General features: G+C 47.5%; 20 protein-coding genes, 1 pseudogene and 1 other annotated feature. Of the genes and pseudogenes, 3 read left to right on the forward strand and 18 right to left on the reverse strand.

Features of this window, described 5'->3' with window-relative positions; genetic code table 11:
• Positions 1–95: 95 nt before the first annotated feature.
• The 8 genes and pseudogenes from rpsA to QMK20_RS15065 all read right to left on the reverse strand — a co-directional run bounded on the left by rpsA (position 96) and on the right by QMK20_RS15065 (position 7,328).
• Complete coding sequence (gene rpsA / locus QMK20_RS15030) at positions 96–1,322, reverse strand: 30S ribosomal protein S1 (RefSeq protein WP_283652259.1); 1,227 nt, start codon at positions 1,320–1,322, stop codon at positions 96–98.
• A gap of 119 nt (positions 1,323–1,441) precedes the next feature.
• Positions 1,442–2,036: pseudogene (locus QMK20_RS15035) on the reverse strand (lysophospholipid acyltransferase family protein).
• Positions 2,033–2,740 (reverse strand): (d)CMP kinase, encoded by a 708-nt coding sequence (gene cmk / locus QMK20_RS15040; protein ID WP_044646795.1) that lies wholly within the window; start codon positions 2,738–2,740, stop codon positions 2,033–2,035. The pseudogene QMK20_RS15035 and the gene cmk overlap by 4 nt, the downstream one beginning before the upstream one ends.
• 133 nt (positions 2,741–2,873) lie before the next feature.
• On the reverse strand, positions 2,874–3,530 hold the full coding sequence (locus QMK20_RS15045; RefSeq protein ID WP_283652260.1) for a flagellar brake protein: 657 nt from the start codon (positions 3,528–3,530) through the stop codon (positions 2,874–2,876).
• 177 nt (positions 3,531–3,707) lie between these two features.
• Positions 3,708–5,090, reverse strand: coding sequence for a germination protein YpeB (ypeB, locus tag QMK20_RS15050; RefSeq protein WP_283652261.1), 1,383 nt, complete (start codon positions 5,088–5,090; stop codon positions 3,708–3,710).
• A 265-nt stretch (positions 5,091–5,355) separates the two neighbouring features.
• The gene (prsW, locus tag QMK20_RS15055; RefSeq protein ID WP_283652262.1) at positions 5,356–6,051 is read right to left on the reverse strand and encodes a glutamic-type intramembrane protease PrsW; all 696 of its coding nucleotides are present in this window, start codon (positions 6,049–6,051) and stop codon (positions 5,356–5,358) included.
• Positions 6,052–6,138: 87 nt separating this feature from the next.
• The gene (locus QMK20_RS15060) at positions 6,139–6,753 is read right to left on the reverse strand and encodes a genetic competence negative regulator (protein WP_283652263.1); all 615 of its coding nucleotides are present in this window, start codon (positions 6,751–6,753) and stop codon (positions 6,139–6,141) included.
• Positions 6,754–6,950: 197 nt separating this feature from the next.
• Positions 6,951–7,328, reverse strand: a complete 378-nt coding sequence (locus tag QMK20_RS15065; protein ID WP_283652264.1) for a hypothetical protein — start codon at positions 7,326–7,328, stop codon at positions 6,951–6,953.
• A gap of 93 nt (positions 7,329–7,421) precedes the next feature.
• Here QMK20_RS15065 and QMK20_RS15070 point away from each other — a divergent pair, with 93 nt between their 5' ends.
• Complete coding sequence (locus QMK20_RS15070) at positions 7,422–8,348, forward strand: polysaccharide deacetylase family protein (protein ID WP_283652265.1); 927 nt, start codon at positions 7,422–7,424, stop codon at positions 8,346–8,348.
• Between the two features lie 159 nt (positions 8,349–8,507).
• Here QMK20_RS15070 and QMK20_RS15075 read toward each other — a convergent pair whose 3' ends face one another.
• Entirely contained in the window at positions 8,508–8,843 is a 336-nt protein-coding gene (locus QMK20_RS15075) for a hypothetical protein (RefSeq protein ID WP_283652266.1), read from the reverse strand.
• Entirely contained in the window at positions 8,840–9,427 is a 588-nt protein-coding gene (locus tag QMK20_RS15080; protein WP_283652267.1) for a type II CAAX endopeptidase family protein, read from the reverse strand. Before QMK20_RS15080 ends, QMK20_RS15075 begins: the two co-directional genes overlap by 4 nt.
• 184 nt (positions 9,428–9,611) lie before the next feature.
• Positions 9,612–9,862: a binding site (T-box leader), on the forward strand.
• Positions 9,863–10,123: 261 nt separating this feature from the next.
• Between QMK20_RS15080 and serA the strand changes: the two genes are divergently transcribed.
• On the forward strand, positions 10,124–11,716 hold the full coding sequence (serA, locus tag QMK20_RS15085; RefSeq protein WP_283652268.1) for a phosphoglycerate dehydrogenase: 1,593 nt from the start codon (positions 10,124–10,126) through the stop codon (positions 11,714–11,716).
• 215 nt (positions 11,717–11,931) lie between these two features.
• Here the strand turns inward: serA and QMK20_RS15090 are convergent, their stop codons facing one another.
• The 6 genes from QMK20_RS15090 to QMK20_RS15115 form a co-directional block, all read right to left on the reverse strand.
• Positions 11,932–13,386 carry an ATP-binding protein gene (locus QMK20_RS15090; protein ID WP_283652269.1) on the reverse strand — a complete coding sequence of 485 codons (1,455 nt, stop codon included), beginning with the start codon at positions 13,384–13,386 and terminating at the stop codon, positions 11,932–11,934.
• A gap of 1 nt (position 13,387) precedes the next feature.
• Positions 13,388–14,104 carry a response regulator transcription factor gene (locus QMK20_RS15095; protein ID WP_014282126.1) on the reverse strand — a complete coding sequence of 239 codons (717 nt, stop codon included), beginning with the start codon at positions 14,102–14,104 and terminating at the stop codon, positions 13,388–13,390.
• Positions 14,105–14,214: 110 nt separating this feature from the next.
• Positions 14,215–14,973, reverse strand: a complete 759-nt coding sequence (locus tag QMK20_RS15100; RefSeq protein ID WP_025685819.1) for a pseudouridine synthase — start codon at positions 14,971–14,973, stop codon at positions 14,215–14,217.
• Positions 14,974–15,051: 78 nt separating this feature from the next.
• Entirely contained in the window at positions 15,052–15,582 is a 531-nt protein-coding gene (locus QMK20_RS15105) for a spore maturation protein (RefSeq protein ID WP_283652270.1), read from the reverse strand.
• Between the two features lie 7 nt (positions 15,583–15,589).
• Positions 15,590–16,342, reverse strand: a complete 753-nt coding sequence (locus tag QMK20_RS15110) for a nucleoside recognition domain-containing protein (protein ID WP_283652271.1) — start codon at positions 16,340–16,342, stop codon at positions 15,590–15,592.
• 40 nt (positions 16,343–16,382) lie between these two features.
• Positions 16,383–17,645, reverse strand: a complete 1,263-nt coding sequence (locus QMK20_RS15115; protein ID WP_283652272.1) for a D-alanyl-D-alanine carboxypeptidase family protein — start codon at positions 17,643–17,645, stop codon at positions 16,383–16,385.
• Between the two features lie 210 nt (positions 17,646–17,855).
• On the opposite strand from QMK20_RS15115, the gene QMK20_RS15120 reads away from it, so the two are divergent.
• Positions 17,856–18,572, forward strand: coding sequence for a protein-glutamine gamma-glutamyltransferase (locus tag QMK20_RS15120; protein WP_283652273.1), 717 nt, complete (start codon positions 17,856–17,858; stop codon positions 18,570–18,572).
• 88 nt (positions 18,573–18,660) lie between these two features.
• Here the strand turns inward: QMK20_RS15120 and ytfJ are convergent, their stop codons facing one another.
• Positions 18,661–19,152: a GerW family sporulation protein gene (gene ytfJ / locus QMK20_RS15125; RefSeq protein WP_137063497.1), complete on the reverse strand. Its 492-nt coding sequence runs from the start codon at positions 19,150–19,152 to the stop codon at positions 18,661–18,663.
• A gap of 87 nt (positions 19,153–19,239) precedes the next feature.
• Entirely contained in the window at positions 19,240–19,941 is a 702-nt protein-coding gene (locus QMK20_RS15130; protein WP_283652274.1) for a DUF2953 domain-containing protein, read from the reverse strand.
• Positions 19,942–20,052 lie beyond the last annotated feature (111 nt).

Raw genomic sequence — 20,052 nt, forward strand, 5'->3', positions numbered from 1 at the left:
TGCCTGTTAGCGATATTGTCACGTAACAACAATCGGCGAACCCTCTGGGTCCGCCGATGGTGTACGTTATGCTTATAAAGTGTATTGATTCAAACTCATTTAAATTTGTTCAGTTTATCGCCAAAACGTTCGCCAAGCGTAATGCTCAGACCAGAATTGTTCAAAGAAACGTTCGGATTGTTCAGTTCCTCACGAGGCGCGCGGGATGCACGTGGCGCTCTTTCTGCTCTTGGAGCAGCTTCTGGAGCTTCCTCAGTTTCTTTAATGCTCAGGCTAACACGTTTTTCAGTAGGATTCATTTCAAGAATTTTAACCTTAACTTCTTGTCCTTCTTCCAGAACTTCTTGTGGAGTTCCAATGTGTTTGTGGGAAATTTGGGAGATATGAACCAAACCTTCCACGCCAGAAGCGATTTCAACGAATGCACCGAAGTTAACCAGACGTTTAACAACGCCTGTTACAACGTCACCGTTGTTAAATTGTCCAGCAGCAGATTCCCAAGGACCAGGCTGTGCAGCTTTCATGCTCAGGCTGATTTTTCCTTTTTCAGGGTCCACTTTCAGGACTCTCACTTTTACTTGTTCTCCTTCAGAAACCGCATCGGAAGGTTTGTCAACATGAGTCCAGGCAATTTCAGATACGTGAACCAAACCATCCACGCCGCCTACGTCAACGAAAGCACCGAATTGAGTGAGACGTTGAACCGTACCCACGATTTCTTGTCCTTCTTTCAGCTCAGCCATTACTTTAAGCTTGTTGGCTTCAAATTCTGCTTCCAGAACGTCTTTTTGAGAAAGGATTACCTTGTTGTTCTCACGATCCAGCTCTTTCACGACAACACGCAATGTGCGGCCTTTATAATCGCTGAAATCTTCAACGAAATGGCGTTCTACCATGGATGCAGGGATAAATCCGCGCAGACCCACGTCTACAACGATGCCGCCTTTAACGACATCATTAACAACCACTTCAAATACTTCTTTGCTTTCAAACAGCTGCTCCAGCTTTTCCCAAGCATTTTCACTGTCGATTGCACGTTTGGACAGGACAAGTTTTTCTTTGCCGTCGTCGATGCTGATAATTCTAGCTTCAACCTCTTGGCCTACTTGTACTGCTTCTTCTGCGTTGTCCAAACCAGAAGACAACTCGCGAATTGGAATAATTCCATCGTATTTATATCCAATGCTTACTACCGCTTGGTTATCTTCCAATTTCACGATTGTACCTTTAACGGTGTCACCTTTTTTCAGGGAGACGATTTGATCGAGCTCGTCTTGATTTGCCGCTTCAGCAGCTTCTTGATTTTTAATTTCTTCCGACATGTCAATACCCTCCTCAATTCAAAAAAACCATTTATTTAAACCTGCGCGTAGCAGAGTTCAAAACACTGATAAACTTCTGTTCTAGTTTTCCGAGATTAGACACAATTCATGCAAGCCTTTTAGTTATTCGTAGGCTCGCCGGTTTCTCGCATTGTACGAATACGAGACATAATCTCTTCTGTTGCCAGCTCAAGTGGATCTCCTTCGATAACGGCGCCTTTTTTGGTAAGCATCCAAATTAACAGGTTTGCCGTATATCACTTTAGTTTTACGGAAAAGCTTGTAATCACCAACAATGGCGACCGGAACGGCAGCCGCTCCACTACGCAGCGCAAAGCTGGCAGCACCCTTTTTACCGATTCCCCCGGCTCCTCTGGAGCCTTCTGGAAAGATTCCCATAACCTTGCCGTCACGCAAAATGGTCAAGGCCAGCTTAATGGATTCCTTGCTCACACCACCGCGTTTGACCGGAAAAGCTCCCAGCTTGTCAATCAACGGACCAAGTACAGGAGTATTAAATAACTCGGCTTTCGCCATAAAGTGAACCTTTCGATCCAGCAAAATGCCAACTGTCGGCGGGTCCAGATTACTAATATGATTAGAACACAACAGTACTCCGCCCTCAGCAGGAACATTTCCCCTGCCTACCGCCTCAAGTCTGAACAGAAAGCGGTATATGAGACGCAAAATACGGACGCATACAGCATATATCATTGGCTGATCTCTCCATCCTTCGCCGTGGTGCAGTAAGATACAATGGTATCGACGACATCCTGAATGCCCATATGGGTCGTATCCAGCACGATAGCGTCGTCACTGCAACGAAGCGGGGATACCTCCCTCTCCTCATCAAGCTTGTCACGCGCCGCAATGTCACGTTCAAGCTGCTCCAGAGTGATATCATCAGCTCCGCTTAGTTCTTTAAACCGGCGAGAGGCACGTTCCTGAACACTTGCGGTCATAAACACCTTGACTTCCGCATCAGGAAGCACAGTGGTTCCAATATCGCGACCATCCATAACGACACCTTTACGCGCGGCCATTTCACGCTGGTTTTCAGTCAAACGCGAACGCAACCCCGCAATACTCGAATACTGTGACACCTTGCCTGTCACTTCCATCGAACGAATTACTGTCGTTACATCTTCCCCGTTACAATAAACCTTTTGGCCTGTAGGGTCCGGTACTAATTCAATCACCAGCTCAGGCACATATTGAAGCACTTTTTGTACATTTTCCGCCGGAATTTCCTTGCGCATCATGTACCATGTTGCTGCCCGGTACATCGCTCCGGTATCTACATAAACATAAGAAAGTGCTTTCGCTACCAAGCGGGCCACCGTACTTTTCCCTGCACCAGCAGGTCCATCAATGGCTACATTTATTTTATTACTTGAAGATACATGTTGCCTTGCCAACGGGTAATTCCTCCTAACCTAACCTCAAGAAAAAAGCAGGCATTGCCTGCGACGTGAAAATTATACCACACATTCAGAGTTGATGCAAAATGAACGGCAGGTTTAACAAAAAAAGAATAAACCGGGATGAAAGCTATCTCCCCCGGAATTCCAACTGACGCTCAAAGCAATATTTGATAAGCTTTTGACGCTCCTGATCAGCAATTTCCTCATATTTCAGCATGATTAGCCTGCGACCATTTTCCATTTGCTGAATACGTACAATTTCGGATTGGAACGGGACATGCTCCTGAGTTCCATTTTTATAAGGGACCAGAATCCAGCAGGACAATGATTCACCTTCTTCCAGGTGATGTGATCCTTGAGTCTGAAAAGAAACGCCTCCACCTCCTACATCATGTGTCTCAGCTACAAACCTTGATTCGTTTAATCCATACTTTACCGCTATTTCCAGGTTGGCCTGAACCCGTAGAAAATTTCGACGCTGAATTTTGCTGATGCTGTCTGGGACAGGCTTGTGAATGCGAACCATCCGGAGCACATCCTCTTTAAAGCCAGTAACGTGGGTATTGAAATAGTTTTTTATCCCGCCCTCGCTCATAAAAAATATCGACAGTTCTTCTCCTAAAAACAGTTTTTTCAGTTGCCCGCTCGTTTGAGACATGGGTATCTCTATTAGAAAGTTCTGGGACTCCTCTTCCGCAATACGTGACTTAAATTCAAAATGTTCATCCGCATGATCGGTACCAGCCACTTGTATGTATAGCACATCATTAATTGTAGGAAACAAACCGCTCACCATCCTTGTCCATTTAAAAGCTTTAATAAGGTATATAATACCACGACTTTGTGCCTATTTTAAGCATTATATTTGTTATAACCATGTCAAAAGCACAAAAAAACCTCCTTAATGAAGGAGGTTTAGCATGACTAATGGTTCATTTTTACGTATTTACCCTATTTACACTTAAACATTACTTCCAGAAGCCGGTTCGTCCGAATCTTTAACTTGCTCAATCGTTTCTTCCATCCCCGTATCAGCGTTAATGTAGATTCGATAAATGGAACCGTTGATTTTCCCGCCAAATTCGTAACACAGAACCTCTTTGGACAGTTCATTTTCAATCAGTGCTTTCCGGTGATAAGTTTCACGAAACTCAGGGTTCAGCTTCGCACGTGCTGCCTTCACATCCAGCTTAGCCTTCGGAATACGGCGGAGATGACTGTGCTCATACACGTAGTCACTCGATTGAAAACCGATCACTTGCCCGTTATCGAGACCGGATCTAACTGTGATTTTTTCTGGATAGATGATCACATCCCCTTTTTGAGTGGCAAATGTGATGTTGGCTAAATTTCCACTTTCATCATAAGAAACAGGCTTCATCCCTGGATATCCCTTACGTTGGAGATACTCACTCGCATAGCGAACCGCCTCATTGCGAGTTGATTTCTTCGGCCCAACCGTTCTCATATCATGGTAAGAAATAAGCTTGCCGCCTTTTTTGGTATAATCCATGGTGGCTACAGGCTTCTGTTTGTTATACAGAGTAGCTGTATAAGATGCCCATTCCGTTCCTTTACCATTTTCATGGACACGGATTTGGCTTTCCGGTTTCCCTGTAAATTCAGCCGCGTTCCGCTTAATTTGCTCCGCGTTCACAGCAGGAAGACTCAGCTTCTTCACAGAGCGTTTATCATAGATGCTAGCCACGGATGGTCCCCAATCCAGCTCCTTATAATTCTCCACTTTTTTGTCTACAGTTTGGAAGCCGTCAATAATGGTGTTGTCCTTAGGCCCGGTCTGGGAGCCTGGGGCTGTATCGACATCCATCCAACGCAAATTTTTGCTGAGGACTTTTTGCCGGACTTCGTGCATATTTTTCGAAATTTCTCTGGAATTAGTGTATAAGGTTTTCAGATTTGATAATTCTTTCTCATTCAATGGCTCGTGATCCAAATCACGGACAGACGTTTGATACGCAAATGCAGATAGATGTGACAATAGATCCTTCGCATGATTAAAAGGCATCACATTGAGCGGCAACTGGTTGACCTCATTTTGGGCCTCGCTTGTAATTCTCCACACATTCATCAGACATTTGCGATGCATGGCGTGTGACGTGTTGTGAACTGCAATAGCGTTCCCGAGTTGTGAATGCAACTGATCCATATGAAACGACAAATCATGAAACGCACGCTGATATTGATTTTCCGCTTTAATCGACATGCTATTTGCCTGAAGAGACACCTCTTTTCTCATCTGGCTTTCCCGATAACCCCACACAAATGCTCCTATCATAATCAGGGTAACAATCGGAAACATTACGGTACTAAGTCGTCTATACATATTGGGAGTCTCCTTTCTTCAAGTACACTAACGATAGTGTGACAAGAAGAATGCTCTCTTATGCATGGTTTTCCATAACTTCGATAATAAACTCACAGTGATCGCAGATACAGCGCTTAAATCCGGTCTGAACACTCCCTTGCTCCATCTGTCCTCTCAGTACGAAACGTTCACCACAGCTTTTACAATGTATTCTCACTTTAATACGCAAAAAAAAGACACCTCTTTCTCTAACAGGTTTGTCAGATCAGTGTGCCCCAATTTGTTACAAATTAACCTTTCCTTCCCGTTTGAACAGTCGAAATGGAGAGCGGTTATTGGCCCTACTGATTTTCGCCATCCCTCCATACCAGAGGAATGCCATCAGAGGGATGATAAACCAGATCCAGTCATGCGAAATTGTCGTCAGAATCAGGTCATATATGCCATGCCAGAACCACGGAAGTACCAGTGACAGAAGCAACATATATTTGCTTTTCCAGTCCTCTGAAAACTTGGCCTTCCCCATGTAATAGCCCATCATGACTCCAAACATCGCATGACCGGATACTGGAAGCAATGATCTCATCAGCATCATACTAACAGAAGCGTGGCCTGCCCATGCGTACAACAGATTTTCAACGGTTGCAAATCCAAGCGAGATTGCGGCGGCATACAAAATACCGTCATAAGGTTCATCGAACTCGGTATGATTATATATAAAGTGGTACAGCAAAAACCATTTGAAAAACTCTTCCACTCCGGCCGAAATGCCGAACACCTGGATTAACGTGTTATCCCCCAGCCAAAGCAGCAACCCACGTTGAAAAATCATGACAGGCAGTACCATCAAAAAGCCGAGCAAAAACACTTTGATAACCATGTGCAGCGGCTCGGATTCATATCTGTCCTTCAAGTAAAAATACATTAATAAGGCGAGACCCGGCGCAGTTGCTGCCGCTAAAACAGAAAACAGAAGCACCGATCATCCCTCCATAAAAATGAGTCGGCCCTGCATTCAGCGCAGAGCCGACAATGTCACTTCGATATTACTTTTCTTTAAGCCTCATTAAGAGCGGCTGTCAAAATGATTGCAGATGACATCAATCGCCTGTTCAGGAATGACCAGCTTGCCATACTCCTCCAGCATTGCCGGTGTTACGGATGAGCCTTCCCCAAATTCAGCAAGAACCGCGATCAAGGCCGCAAGCTTGGGCTCTTCCACTTCTTCCGGTTCCAAGTGCAGAATCCATTTTCCTCTATAATGATACAGCTTACCTGCATCCGTGGTGTTACTACGGAGCATGTGAGCCGCTTCTATGAGTACTTCGAAATCGCTAAACGCGTAGACGATGGAATCGCTGTGCTCCAGCGTAACTTCCATTTCATATACTTCCTCCGGAAGCTCATCATCAGGACCCGAACCATATTGCTGGTGGTCGTATTTCCCACGAGTGACGATAACTACCATGCCCTGAGCAGGAAGCGCAAATACTTCGACAGCTAAAGGTCCCGTGGCGTCGAAGCCCAGCTCACTATATGCCTGATCCATCATTTCGGTGAACAGCTCATGGACTCTTGGAATCTCTTGCCACATGTCGTCTTTTTGAATACCGCGTTCGCTCAAATCGTCAAAGGTAAGGAAAATCCGTATCTTGTCCTGACTCAGTCTTTCTATTTTCATACTGGACCCTCCTCCTGGCAGCCGAGTGTTATTAACAGATTATGATGCATTTATGGTGCTTGTGAAGAAAATGGTTCTATGTAATCATGTTATCATTTTATAATCGTAAATGCACGAAATAAAAATGATAAAAAAAAGAATCATTTGAACGGCTTTTACAAAAAAGCCGCAAAATGATTCGGGATAGAGGTTCCGGGTTACAAACCCGGTACGGCTGTATGAGTTTCTTTCAGGATTTGCTCGACCTCACGCTTAACATCGGGACTGGTGCTGATAAAATCTTTAATCAGCTTCATATTTTCTTCTTTATTTTGGGCTGTATGGGCGCTATGAGCTGTCTTATCTGTTGTGGAACGGTGATCGTGGTCCTTATGGGTGTCTTGCTTGTTAAGCGTAATATCACCCATTCCGGGGAACGCCGCGTCCATCATTTTGGTACGGGCTTTTTGAACCAGATTACCGCCTTTTTTTCCATCCATGTCCATAGATAAGCCTAACATGCTGCGGTTTCGGGAGATCATAGCGCTCGCCACTGCGCCCAAAACGATTCCCAGGAAAAATGAAGATGTTTTCACAATTAGAACCTCCCTTTGTGGTAGAATCAAGCATAGTGTTCGTCAGCAGAGACAAACTCATACGGTATAAATACAGGAAGGTGAGATGAATTAATGGGTACAAAAACAGCAGCCATTTTGTTGACCGCATGTCTGCTGCTAAGTGCTTGCACTGCGGCCAAGCCGGAATCGGCAGCCACAAGCAATAACCAGACCCAGGCAACGTCTGAAACCAGTGACAACACAGACAAAGGGCAGGGCACAGCTTCTTCCCCAACCAACAGCAGTGAACAAGCAGGCAGTAATCATAGTAATAACTCAACAGCCCAAACAACGCTGCAAACTGGCAAGACCGTCGCCGACAGCAACGAGGCTACAAATTTAACGGCTACCGTTGACAAAACGTATCATTTGGACAAGGCTTACAACGTGGTTCCTAACCAACAAGGGGCGGAGAAAAAGGTTGTTTTACTGACCTTTGACGACGGACCCAAGGAAGCGGTCATGATCAACGAAATCATTGATATTCTGGACAAGCACAAGGCCAAAGCCATTTTCTTCGTAAACGGTTACCGCGTGAAGGAGCACCCTGAGCTGCTCAAGCTCATACATGACCGTAGGCAGCCTATTGGCAACCATAGCTGGGATCACATCGTGCTAAAGAACAAATCCGAGGCCGAAGTGAAAAAGCAAATTGAATCGGTGCAAAAAATTGTTGAGGATACAACGGGGCAAACGCCAGTGTTCTTCCGTCCTCCTCATGGTGCAGGTGGGGATGTCGGCCGCAAGGTCGCCAAGGAAAACGGACTTTTATATATGACATGGTCCGTTGGTTCGCTCGATTGGACAATGAAAAAGAGTCAGCCAAATAAAACCGATGCAATTCTCAAGAATGTAACGGAGCAATTGCATCCGGGCAGCAATATTTTAATGCATGAGCTGCCATGGACAGCAGAAGCGTTGGATAGCCTGTTGACCCATCTGGAGCAAAAGGGTTACCAATTTGTCGATCCACAAAGTATTGAGGTGCCTGCCAGCTAACAGGCCCTTGTGCTTCTATTACCGATCCTAAACGATTGCAAAAAGAGCCTCCATTTCCCGCAAGTCATATAAGCGGGTAAGGAGGCTCTTTTAGTATACCGTTTGCAGTGCCTGTGCCTGTAAATAACTCTACTCACAAGCGACCACACAGGTTTAAAATTACCAGAGCATTTTACTAATGGGCGGTGCCCCTTTGATGCCCCACCACAGCAATGCTGCTGTAATGAGCACAAAAAGTGTGCTCAAAAAATTTAAAAACCACTTGCTCACCCGGATACGGCGGGACGGAAACATTTCTGCCCGTGTCCGGTACTCGCTGACAGGAGCATCCTCCTCCATCGTCACAGCAACTTCCCGTGCAGCAGCAACGTGAGCCAATTCCGGTGCGGGCCGTGAAGCACGGGAGCGAACCGGTTTTGGACTGTTTTCTTCCTTGCTCTTGCGTCCATTTCGGCGGCTGCCGTAAGTCTGCACTCTGCTAAGTTCCTGATTCATGCTTCATACCTCCGAAAACGTAGCGCCAAACCGGATATGAGGTCAATCACAAAATGACAAATAATCGGCGCCCACAGGCTACCGGTCTGCACGTATATGTAGCCCAAACCGTAACTGCTCAGAAAAACCCAGCCTGTTGGAATCCAATGCCGCAAATACCGGATGTGGATGACCGCAAACAAGATACTTGTCCAGTAAGGCCCAAAGCTGTACTGAATCGCCCCTCTGAACAATAGTTCCTCACAGATCGAAACGATGGCTGCTATACATACAATATGCCAGATGGGGCGGTTTTGAAACAGCATCTGGTTAATGCCCCCGTCATCCATAGCATCCTCGGGCATAACCCGAGACAGGAGCAGGTCCACCAGCAGCATAGCCGCAGCCAGTCCCAACCCCCACCATAAAACATGCAGACTGTTCGGCCACGCAAACAACTCCAGCACATTTCTTTTCTGAAAAATAATCCAGATTGCCCCGACTATCAGGGTCAGTCCCTGGGTTAGATACAAATTGTAAAGCAGCAAGCGGTCATTCAATTCATGAATTTGCGCTCTTTTCCATTTCACTTTAAGCTTTTTCATAGTAGTTAGTCCTCTGCATAGTCTTCTTAAGCATCATAGCCAAAAAGTCGAACGGATTCAAGAAGGCTTAAAACTTATTATTCTGCATTCTGCAGCTATGTATCTAGCCCGGTGTCCACGCATGTCACATGTCCTATTGACATGTCCATGTAAGCCATGATACATTATGAAAAAATTATTAGCGACAACAACAATGATGGAGAAAAGGTATTGATTTCGTCTTCAGAGAGCCGGTGCTTGGGTGGAAGCCGGTGACGGAGTAATTACTTTTAGCGCTCCTGAGTTATTGCACCGAAGCCTCGGGATGATTCCCGGCATTAGATGCAATCGGCAGAAAACCGTTATCCTTTCGGTCATATTTATGACCGCTGAAGGCAGTCCGTTGTGAAACGGCTGCGAATTAGGGTGGTACCACGATAAACTCTCGTCCCTTACTATGGAGATAGTATGTGATTCGGGAGTTTTTTTGATGCCCGCAAACCGCAAAGCGGTTCTGCATATGACCTTTTTAACCGTCAACTTGGTGCCAAATGCTATTTTACCCCTTTTCTGCGTCAATGCGTTATCACGTTAGTGCTGTCTGCGATCTTCTGTTTTTCAGAAGCATCTCAAGTTTTTTTCACGTTCTTTATGGAATGTATTTCAGTTGAAGTACATCCTGTCCATAAAAGAAGTTAACTTTGAGGAGGAAACCAAATGTTTAAAGTTTTAGTATCCGATCCGATCAGTGACCTGGGCATCCAGCAACTGATGGATGCAGACGATGTAACGGTAGACAAGAACACAGGTCTCAGCGAGGACGAATTAGTTCAAATTATTGGTGACTATGATGCACTGCTTGTTCGTAGCCAAACCCGGGTAACAGAACGCATTATGACGGCAGGTAAGAACCTCAAGGTTGTCGGACGCGCTGGTGTCGGAGTGGACAATATTGATCTGGAAGCAGCAACACAACGCGGAATTATCGTCATTAACGCCCCTGACGGCAACACAATTACGACATGTGAGCATACTTTTGCCATGATGATGGCTCTGGCGCGTCATATTCCACAGGCGTATGCCAAAACCATCAGCGGTACATGGGATCGTAAAACATTCCTCGGTGTTGAGCTGCGTAACAAAACGCTTGGCGTACTCGGTATGGGACGCATCGGCAGCGAGGTGGCCAAACGTGCCAAAGCCTTCGGCATGAGCATCCTCGGCTATGATCCGTTTCTGACGGAAGAACGCGCCGAGAAGCTGGGCATCAAGTTGGCAAGTGTGGACGAAATTATCCGCAACGCGGATTTCATGACGGTACACACACCGTTAACACCGGAAACGAAGCATATGATTGCCCGTCCGCAGTTTGAAGTGATGAAAAAAGGGATGCGTATCATCAACTGTGCCCGCGGCGGCGTTGTCGATGAAATGGCTCTCGTTGAAGCCATTGATGAAGGCATCGTTGCCGGCGCAGCCTTTGACGTATTCGAATCGGAGCCGCCAGCACAGGATCACCCTTTCCTGAGCCATCCGAAAATTATCGTTACTCCGCATCTGGGTGCATCCACGGTAGAAGCTCAGGAGAATGTAGCGATCGACGTATCCGAGCAGGTGCTGCACATTTTGCGTGATGAGCCGTTCAAAAATGCGGTCAACATGCCTCCGGTGCCATCCAATGTGATGACGCAATTGCAGCCTTATTTCTCGCTTGGCGAGAAGCTGGGCAGCTTTGCCGCTCAAGTGACGAATCAGGCTGTACGTGAAATCCAGGTGGATTACGCAGGTGATCTGTCTTCTGTAGATACACAACCACTGACACGTTATATCTTGAAAGGTGTGCTCAGTCGCCATCTGGGCAGCGATGTTAACATTGTAAACTCTGTCCACCTTGCCAAAACACGTGACATCCATCTTGTCGTGTCTCAGGCTCCGGCTACCAAGGGCTTTACCAACCTGATCACCGTCACGCTCAAAACGCAAAGCGGAGAGGAGCAACGTGTAGCAGGTACCCTGCTCGCAGGCTATGGCGAACGTATCGTCCGGTTGAACCAGTTCCCGGTGGACGTGGCACCAGAAGCGCATTTCCTGCTCATCTCCCACAATGACAAACCCGGCATTATCGGGCGCGTCGGCACTCTGCTCGGGGAGAACGGCGTGAATATCGCCTCCATGCAGGTAGGACGTAAAATTGTCGGTGGTGAAGCCATCATGATTCTGACCGTTGATAAAGCCGTTCCTAAAGACGTGCTGATCCAACTGGTTGGCTTGCCTGATCTGAATACCGCTCAAGAAGTGGTACTCGATTAATGATCAGCAGCGTTAGAGCATGTTAACATGCTCTTGCTTTAATAACAGCGGCGCCCGGCGAACCGGGCGTCTTTTTTATATATCCATAACCATCATTTGACGCACCTGTTTTGGAAGCTGAATGTTCCACGTTGAACAAGATAAATGCTGATTTTTCAACAAAAAGCACCCTCTTCCGAGGATGCCTGCGAACCGGGGTATATTCTGCTGTTGGCTTATAAACCCTGTTGCAGAGCCCGACTTTGTTTTTTGGAGATCGGCAGCAAAATAGTGAACTCCGTCCCTTCTCCCAATACGCTGGCAGCAGTGACAGAGCCTCCGTGAGCCTCCACAATATTTTTGACAATCGCAAGCCCCAGACCGGTTCCTTTGTCCACGCCCCGCACTCTGGCCTTGTCTGCCTTGTAAAAGCGGTCAAAAATATAAGGCAGGTCCTCACTGGCAATGCCCACACCTTCATCCTTAATCCGAATGCGAATCAGCTCATGCCGTTCCCCCAAAATCTGATCGGCACTAATGGTAACACTTTTTCCGCCGGGCGTATGCCTGAACGCATTATCTAACAAGTTGGTCAGCACCTGCTCCAATCGGTCTTCGTCTGCTTCAGGTAGCAGTAGATGCTGACCTTGCTCATGATAATCGAGCGTCAGCCCCTGTTCCTTTGAGCGCACCGTAAATTTACGGTGAACACGCTCGATCAGTTCATTGACATCCACTTCCTGACGGTGCATGTCTGTATGCCCTGCCTCCATTCGAGCCAGATCTAGCAGATCCTTTACCAGTCTTCCCATACGCAACGATTCATCATGAATGACCCGCACCAATTCCTCGGATTCTTCTGGTGAACCAGCCATTCCATCGAGCAAGGCCTCGCTGTAGCCCTGCATCATGGAAAGCGGTGTACGAATTTCATGGGACACATTAGCGACAAAGTCACTCCGCATCTTCTCCAGCTTGACTTCCTCCGTGATATCTCTGAGTACAGCGACAGCGCCACGAATTACATTATCCGTGTACAACGGCGCCATTTGTACCGACCATGAGCCCTGTTTTACATGAATATAGTCCCCGCCGTCCTCTCCCCTGTCCATAACGGTGTGGAACAACGGCAGCAACGGCCCAGGTACAGACACTCCGAATTCCTCCTGATCATGCTCTTGCCACTCCAGCTTTTTCCAGCTATCCAGCAGACTTTGCGCAGGCGGATTCGTTAAAATGATTTGTCCGCTTCTGTCGAAGGTCATTACAGCATCAGACATGCTTCTCAGCACGCTGGACAGATGATTCTTCTCCTCATTCAGACTGCGGATCGTCGCTTCCAGCTCCGTAGACATATGATTAAAAGTTTTCGCCAGTTCGCCAATCTCGTCACTCGTTACCAGCGAAAGCCGTGTATCATATCTTCCCTCACGGATCGCATTCGCCGCCTGAATCAACAGCTGCATAGGCTGCGTGATTTTAGTAAAAAGAAACAGAGCAAAAAAAGTCGTAAGTAAAAAGCCGACAATGCATGTATAGGTGAATAAATGCTTGATTTCCGTCGATTCATATGCGGCGAAATTCCTGTTGATGTAAGGCAACAAAAAAAGTCCCAGAAAAATAAGCACACAGCCTACCAGACAAATGATGGTGATCCACAGCTTGCCTACCAGCGATCTCCAGAAGCTCACGTTATTTTGGAACCTCCAGCTTGTAGCCGACACCCCAAACCGTTGTAATCATAGCCGCTGCCTCCGGTGATACTTTGTTCAGCTTTTCACGAAGCCGTTTGACATGTGTATCCACCGTGCGTAGATCACCAAAAAATTCATAATTCCATACGTCTTTTAGCAGCTCTTCGCGCGAAAACACCTTGTCCGGCGATACAGCCAAATAATGCAGCAGCTCGTACTCTTTAGGTGTGAGACTGATTTCAATCCCGCCTGCACTTACACGATGCGCATCATGCTCAATAATAAGATTCGGAAAAACAATGCTGTTGCTCGGCACCGTCTCCTTGGTCAAAAAAGCAGTTTCTGACGAACGGCGTAAAATCGCCTTCACCCGATAAATCACCTCACGCGGGCTAAAAGGCTTGACCACATAATCATCGGCTCCGACTTCAAAACCCTGTACGCGGTTTACTTCCTCGCCTTTGGCGGTCAGCATGATCACAGGTGTAGCTTTGGTCTGACGCAGACGTGTGCAAACTTCAATTCCATCCATGCCCGGTAACATCACATCGAGCAGAATAATGCTGTAATCGCTTGCAGTCGCTTTCTGGAGTGCAATTTCGCCATCCTCAGCTTCATCAATTTCATATCCTTCTTTTTCCAGATACATCCGCAGAAGGCGGCGAATGCGTTCTTCATCATCTACAATTAATATGCGGTTGCTTTGTTCTGACATATTCCCAGCCCCTTCGTTAAAAAAAGCATTCTCTCTATTTTACTATTTTCCCGTGTCCGGTCAAACCTTACTCTGTTCATTCAGCTCTCTTTACACCAAAAAGGCCGGGGTTATGACCCCCGTCCTGTCCGTTTCTTTTTCGTGTTGTCTGACTGTGCAAGTTGAATGAGACGGTTGATTTCGTCCTTGGTGAGGGGTCTCGTCAGGCCGCGCTTCAAATTTTGCAGCAAAAGATCGCCGAAGGCAATACGTTTAAGCTTGATGACCGGATGGGAAATGGCCTCAAACATTCGTCTGACCTGACGGTTTCTGCCTTCATAAATGGTAATCTGGATTACAGACTCTTTGCCGTTCGGGTCCACATCCTTGTATTCTACCTCAGCGGGTGCGGTAATACCATCCTCCAGCACGATCCCTTTTTTCAGCTTGTCCAGCTCGGTTCCGTGCGGAACGCCTTTGACTGTCGCTACATACGTCTTGGGCACATGATGCTTCGGATGGGTGAGCAGATTGGCGAACTCGCCATCATTGGTGAGCAACAACAGCCCTTCAGTATCGTAATCAAGACGACCTACCGGATATACGCGCTCCTTAACGCCTTTCAGATAGTCGGACACGATTTTACGGCCTTCCGGATCGGAAGCGCTCGTAATCACGCCTTTAGGCTTGTTCATCATTAAATAGATTTTTTTCTCGGTTTTGATAGGTCTACCCTTTACCGTAATTATATCCTGATCAGGGTCTGCCTTCGTTCCCAGCTCTGTTACGGTAACCCCGTTCACTTCCACGCTACCCGCCTGAATAAGCTCCTCACATTTACGTCGGGAAGCTACACCAGCCTGGGCCAGTATTTTCTGCAATCTTTCCATGTTCGCTAATTCACCTCATGCTAATGATACCCATCCATGAACAAAATCACAACCCCCGTTCACAAATCAATGCAGGAATCAAAATACAAGCAGGCAAATCGCAATCGCTGCCACAAAACCGACCACGTCTGAAAACAGCCCCACCTTCAAGGCATAACGCCCATTTCGGATACCTACCGCGCCAAAATATACAGTCAGTACATAGAGTGTCGTATCTGTGCTGCCCTGAATCGTCGAAGCAATGCGACCGATCATGGAGTCCGGGCCATACGTGCGGATCAGATCCGTCGTAAACGCAAGCGAGCCGGTGCCCGTCAACGGGCGCAACAGTCCTAATGGCAGTACCTCACCAGGTACGCCCCAGCTTTTGATCCATGGCGTTACCCAGGATATCAAGTAATCCAGAGCGCCGGACGCTCGAAAAATGCTGATAGCCACCATCATGCCTACGAGATGAGGAATGATACTGATGGCCGTAGAGAAGCCGTCTTTGGCTCCATCCACAAAGGAATCGTAGACCGGTACCTTTTTGGCATAAGCATATAAAGGAATAAAGGCAAGAATAACCGGAATGGCCCAAGTCGATACGAGATTAATGAGATAAAGCATGCCTCCCTCATCCTTTCCAAGTGGTGTTTCTGCCCTTGGCAGCCGTCATTCCTGATCCCTGAGCGGCAGGTGAAGAAACGGGCGGTGTAGCCGGAGAGGACGCAGCTACTGGCGTGCCCTGTGGTGCCTGTGTTTTCTGTGGCGGCAATGATGATGTGGAAGGTGGACTGGCCGGAGGACGACGTAACTCCCGGCTACGGTACCAGCGATCCGCCGCAATCGCGGCAAAGGTGGCTATTGCAGTCGCCACCAGCGTTGTCCCAACGATTTCTGTCGGATTTGCGGAATGATAATTGAGCCGGATCGCGATCAGCGTGGTTGGAATAAGCGTAATGCTGGCCGTGTTCAAAGCAAGCAGCGTACACATAGCGGGTGTAGCGGTCTGCTTGTCGGGATTGAGCGATTGCAGCTCTTGCATCGCCTTGATGCCCATCGGGGTCGCCGCATTTCCCAGCCCGAGCAGGTTAGCGCTCATATTGGACAAGATATACCCCATTGCCGGATGATTACGCGGAACATCAGGAAACAGAAAGGCTACAAACGGGGCGAGCAGTTTGGATATTTTCTGCAAAAGCCCACCATCCTCCGCCAGCTTCATCATACCCATCCAGAATACAAGCACACTAATCAGTCCAAAGCATACCGTAACGCCCGTGGCCGCCCCATCAAATGCCGCCTTGGTCACCACTTCAATATTTCCCTGCGCGGCGGCAAACACAAATCCAATACAAATCAGGGCCACCCATATGAGATGAATCAAGGCCGATCCCTCCCTTTCACCGATGAATGTAACCTAACCCCTATGCTCCGAACAGATTTCTTAAAATTTCGCTCCATCCGCTCGTCCAGGTACGCTTTTGGATGCTACGGCTTGCAGGAGCTTGGGCAGTCGGAATTTCCTGTTGTGGCTGTACTGTGCTTCGGGCGGGCAGCAAGCTGCCTTTGTCATACACAGGAACGGAGCCAATAAGCTTGCCTTCCAGCAGGAACTCGACACGTCCCCGCAAACCGAAGGATACGTCAGCTCTGTTAGACTTGGCCTTTTTATACAGGACCAGTCTTTTGTGCAGCTGCGCCTTCTCCCCATCATGCAGAGGATAGGCAAAGCTTGTGCCTGTCAGCAGCGGATAACCGTCAATCGGCTGCTGCTTGTCCGTAATCGGAATGAGCGGATAATATCGGAAACCGTAGTCGAGCATACGGGCATGATCGTTCCAATCGTCTCCATCATTTAAGGTAACAGCGGCAAGCTGGCGACCGTCCCGTGTAGCTGAGCTGACCAGACAGCGAAACGCTTTTTTCGTAAAACCCGTTTTCACACCATCAGCTCCCTCATAGAGCCTCAGCATCTTGTTCTTGTTATGCCATGAATAATCCCATGATTCATTCGGATTAGGCGCTTTTTTTAACTCCGTCTTCACAATGCGGGCAAAGGTCGGATTATGCAGCGCATAAGCGGTAAGCCGGGCCATATCATTGGCAGAGGAATAGTGCCCCTCGGCATCCAGTCCATGCGGATTAGCAAAGTGGGAATGGCTTAGTCCAAGCTCAACCGCCTTCTCATTCATCAAATGAACAAATCCTTCCTCCGTCCCTCCTACATGCTCAGCAATGGCGGAAGCCGCATCGTTACCGGAACGGAGCATCAAGCCGTACAGCATATTTTCCAGTGTCATTTGTTCACCCTTTTGGAGAAAAAGCGAGGAACCCTCTTTGGCAAAAGCCGTCGGACTCACCTTTACCGGATCCTGCAAGCGTCCATGTTCGATGGCTACGATCGCGGTCATAATTTTGGTGAGACTGGCAATACGCAGCTCTCGGTCACCCTCGGCAGAGTATATGATTCTTCCTGATGTGACATCAATTAGAGATGAAGCCTGTGCATGTGTAGTAAAAGCAGGTGGGAATTCCTCCTTTTTCACTGCTCCCCAAGCAGCCTGCGGACTCAGCAGTGTGAGCGGCAATGTCAAGACGAGCAGCAGTGCCAGCGGCAACACAAAAACGCGTGTCTTGGGCAAAAGCTGGCTGTGGCCCGTTTGGATTGTTGGCTTTCTTTTAAACATTTGGATTCCTCCGGTTTTGAACAAGTCTTGTACCATTCTATGTCCAAGCTGTTCAAAGTATGTCCACCTTTATAGCAGAAAATCCCTCCAGAGATAATGGTGTACCGTCCCTCTCTTCCTCTTACTTTTTGAAGGAAACCAGGCAACTTGCACTCCAGATGACATATATATAATAGTTACTAAACTTGATGAGTGAATGGAGGTTACCACATGCAGCGGCAACAGTTTGAAACGATCTTAAGAGCCCGGATTGTTGAGGCAGCTGAAGCCTTGAATCGAAGCGGTGTATCCTTCGCCACCTTTGATACAGCACGCAGCAACGAGCAATTTTGGGAATTGACGGACAAAGGCGGATTTCAGATTAAAGCAGGTATCACTCCGGCGCAGGGGATCAGGGATATTTTTGTGAATGGGCATAAATATGCCTTTGAGTGTGCGACAGCTATGGTCATTGTGCTCTACAAAGGAGTGCTGGATTCCATTCTGGAAAGTGAATTTAATCGGATTTTTGCCGATATGCTGCTGTATGATTGGCACTATGACAGTGATCTCAGACTCATACAGGAGCAAGGGAGTCACAATGCTGTTCCTGGCGATATTCTGTATTTCAACAATCCTGATGTATCACCCGAAACGCCGGAGTGGAAAGGAGAAAATGTTGTCAAGCTAAGGGAAGATTCGTTTTATGGTCATGGGATTGGCATCCACACAGCGCAAGGCATCATCGACTCCCTCAATCGTCATCGACGACCAGGGGCCACCACTTCTGCTTATTTGACAAATGAAGTGATCTACCCCGATTTTGCCTATCTGTCGCAGTTTGCCCCTGAAGGAAACCGGGAAGAAGAAATTGCGCTGAGCCCTTCACAAGAGCACCCTCCCGGTATACATGCGAGCATTGGTGGAAGACAGTATATCCGTGCATAAAAGTATTATGGTTAAGTGTATGTAAAAAAGAGGGTGTTCCTTAGCCAGTAGCTGACTTTGGAATACCCTCCTGTGCTAAAAATAACCGTTACAAAGAAGCTGGGCCAGTGTGATTGTGATCTGTGTTAACATCTACCGGGACCTGTGGAGGCGGAGTATGCATATCCACGTCGGCATTCCGGAAGATAGATTGGACTTTATCAATCAGGTATGGTGTAGAGTCGATCAATTTTTCAATCAGATGAGTCTGATTATCCAGCGGAACGATTTGTGCACCTTGTTTGCCAACAACCAAAAAAGCGATTGGATGAATGGATACCCCGCCACCGCTACCGCCACCAAAAGGATGTCCTTCCTTGCCGCTGTGAGCACCTGACGACGAGGATGTATGAAGTGCCTCTTCATCTACATTAAAATCGCTGCCCCCGGCTGCGAAGCCAAATCCCACCTTACTAATCGGCAAAATAACGGAACCATCGGGTGTTTCCACCGCGTCTCCCACAATCGTATTCACATCCACCATGGCTTTGATGTTCTCCATCGCGGTTTGCATGAGCCCTTGAATCGGGTGATCTGACATGATTATTCCTCCTCTGCTTTGTTCAAGCGTAGACTGCCTTTTCTTTCGCTATTGTGCGCAGGGGTTCAAGGAAATATGTATGGCTCATTATTCCTCATGCTTTACTGGTTTCTTGGAGAATACCCGTTTCCACGCCTCTGGACCGCCTGGTACGCGCCATATGCGGTAAGCCAACATAAGCATCGAATAAACGGCATAACCCAGTGAAATACTTGCCTCACAGGTCAAAGTGGTAGTAAAACGCAGGCGATCCACCCAATAGGGCACGACAAACAGCTTGGGTGTGCAGTTCATGCGCACAAAGCTGGAGGCAAAACCGATCAGTGACGTTTTCAGCCCCCACAGAATACCGGTAGAGGTAGCCGTATAAGCAGCGTCAGCAAGACTGATATTGGTGGACCATTCCATTTTCGACATCGTCACATGGGCTAGCGTATGACGTATCCATCGACGGAAGGACCGCGTTCCTTTCAGAAGTATCCGAACATCGTGTATAAATCGCTTAATTTTCTCTTTATCGATGGTGCCGCTGTCAATGGTGGCATCGGTTTTATGTATGTTTTTGTTGCGATCGAGTCGATAGAGAAGCCCTTTTTGCAAACCTGCCAGCAGAATAGCCGGAATGTCATAATTTATTTTAATCCACCCGTACAGAAATCTGATCTCCAGATGCGCCCGGTCATCATTATCATGCTTGGCAATATCCAGCTTCAATCGGATACGGGAGAGCAGAACAGCCAGCACAAGTAACAAAACGACGATGATGGCGATACCGATCCATTTCCACACTGGCGAGTCCTCCCTGCCTTTTTTCTCCATGGATATACCATGGCAAAAATAGTATGGCCCTTCGCCCGGAAAACATGCATCCTGAAACGCTAAACAGCCAGCCCCCATTAT

The sequence above is a fragment of the Paenibacillus sp. RC334 genome, assembly GCF_030034735.1.
GTDB classification, from domain to species: Bacteria; Bacillota; Bacilli; order Paenibacillales; family Paenibacillaceae; genus Paenibacillus; species Paenibacillus terrae_A.

What these genes read in the sequence shown, in the direction of transcription:
- rpsA (WP_283652259.1), bottom strand. Translation starts at nt 1,322, where the DNA reads ATGTCGGAAGAAATTAAAAATCAAGAAGCTGCTGAAGCGGCAAATCAA.
- ypeB (WP_283652261.1), bottom strand. Translation starts at nt 5,090, where the DNA reads ATGTATAGACGACTTAGTACCGTAATGTTTCCGATTGTTACCCTGATT.
- QMK20_RS15060 (WP_283652263.1), bottom strand. Translation starts at nt 6,753, where the DNA reads ATGAAAATAGAAAGACTGAGTCAGGACAAGATACGGATTTTCCTTACC.
- QMK20_RS15070 (WP_283652265.1), top strand. Translation starts at nt 7,422, where the DNA reads ATGGGTACAAAAACAGCAGCCATTTTGTTGACCGCATGTCTGCTGCTA.
- QMK20_RS15075 (WP_283652266.1), bottom strand. Translation starts at nt 8,843, where the DNA reads ATGAATCAGGAACTTAGCAGAGTGCAGACTTACGGCAGCCGCCGAAAT.
- QMK20_RS15080 (WP_283652267.1), bottom strand. Translation starts at nt 9,427, where the DNA reads ATGAAAAAGCTTAAAGTGAAATGGAAAAGAGCGCAAATTCATGAATTG.
- serA (WP_283652268.1), top strand. Translation starts at nt 10,124, where the DNA reads ATGTTTAAAGTTTTAGTATCCGATCCGATCAGTGACCTGGGCATCCAG.
- QMK20_RS15095 (WP_014282126.1), bottom strand. Translation starts at nt 14,104, where the DNA reads ATGTCAGAACAAAGCAACCGCATATTAATTGTAGATGATGAAGAACGC.
- QMK20_RS15100 (WP_025685819.1), bottom strand. Translation starts at nt 14,973, where the DNA reads ATGGAAAGATTGCAGAAAATACTGGCCCAGGCTGGTGTAGCTTCCCGA.
- QMK20_RS15105 (WP_283652270.1), bottom strand. Translation starts at nt 15,582, where the DNA reads ATGCTTTATCTCATTAATCTCGTATCGACTTGGGCCATTCCGGTTATT.
- QMK20_RS15115 (WP_283652272.1), bottom strand. Translation starts at nt 17,645, where the DNA reads ATGTTTAAAAGAAAGCCAACAATCCAAACGGGCCACAGCCAGCTTTTG.
- QMK20_RS15120 (WP_283652273.1), top strand. Translation starts at nt 17,856, where the DNA reads ATGCAGCGGCAACAGTTTGAAACGATCTTAAGAGCCCGGATTGTTGAG.
- ytfJ (WP_137063497.1), bottom strand. Translation starts at nt 19,152, where the DNA reads ATGTCAGATCACCCGATTCAAGGGCTCATGCAAACCGCGATGGAGAAC.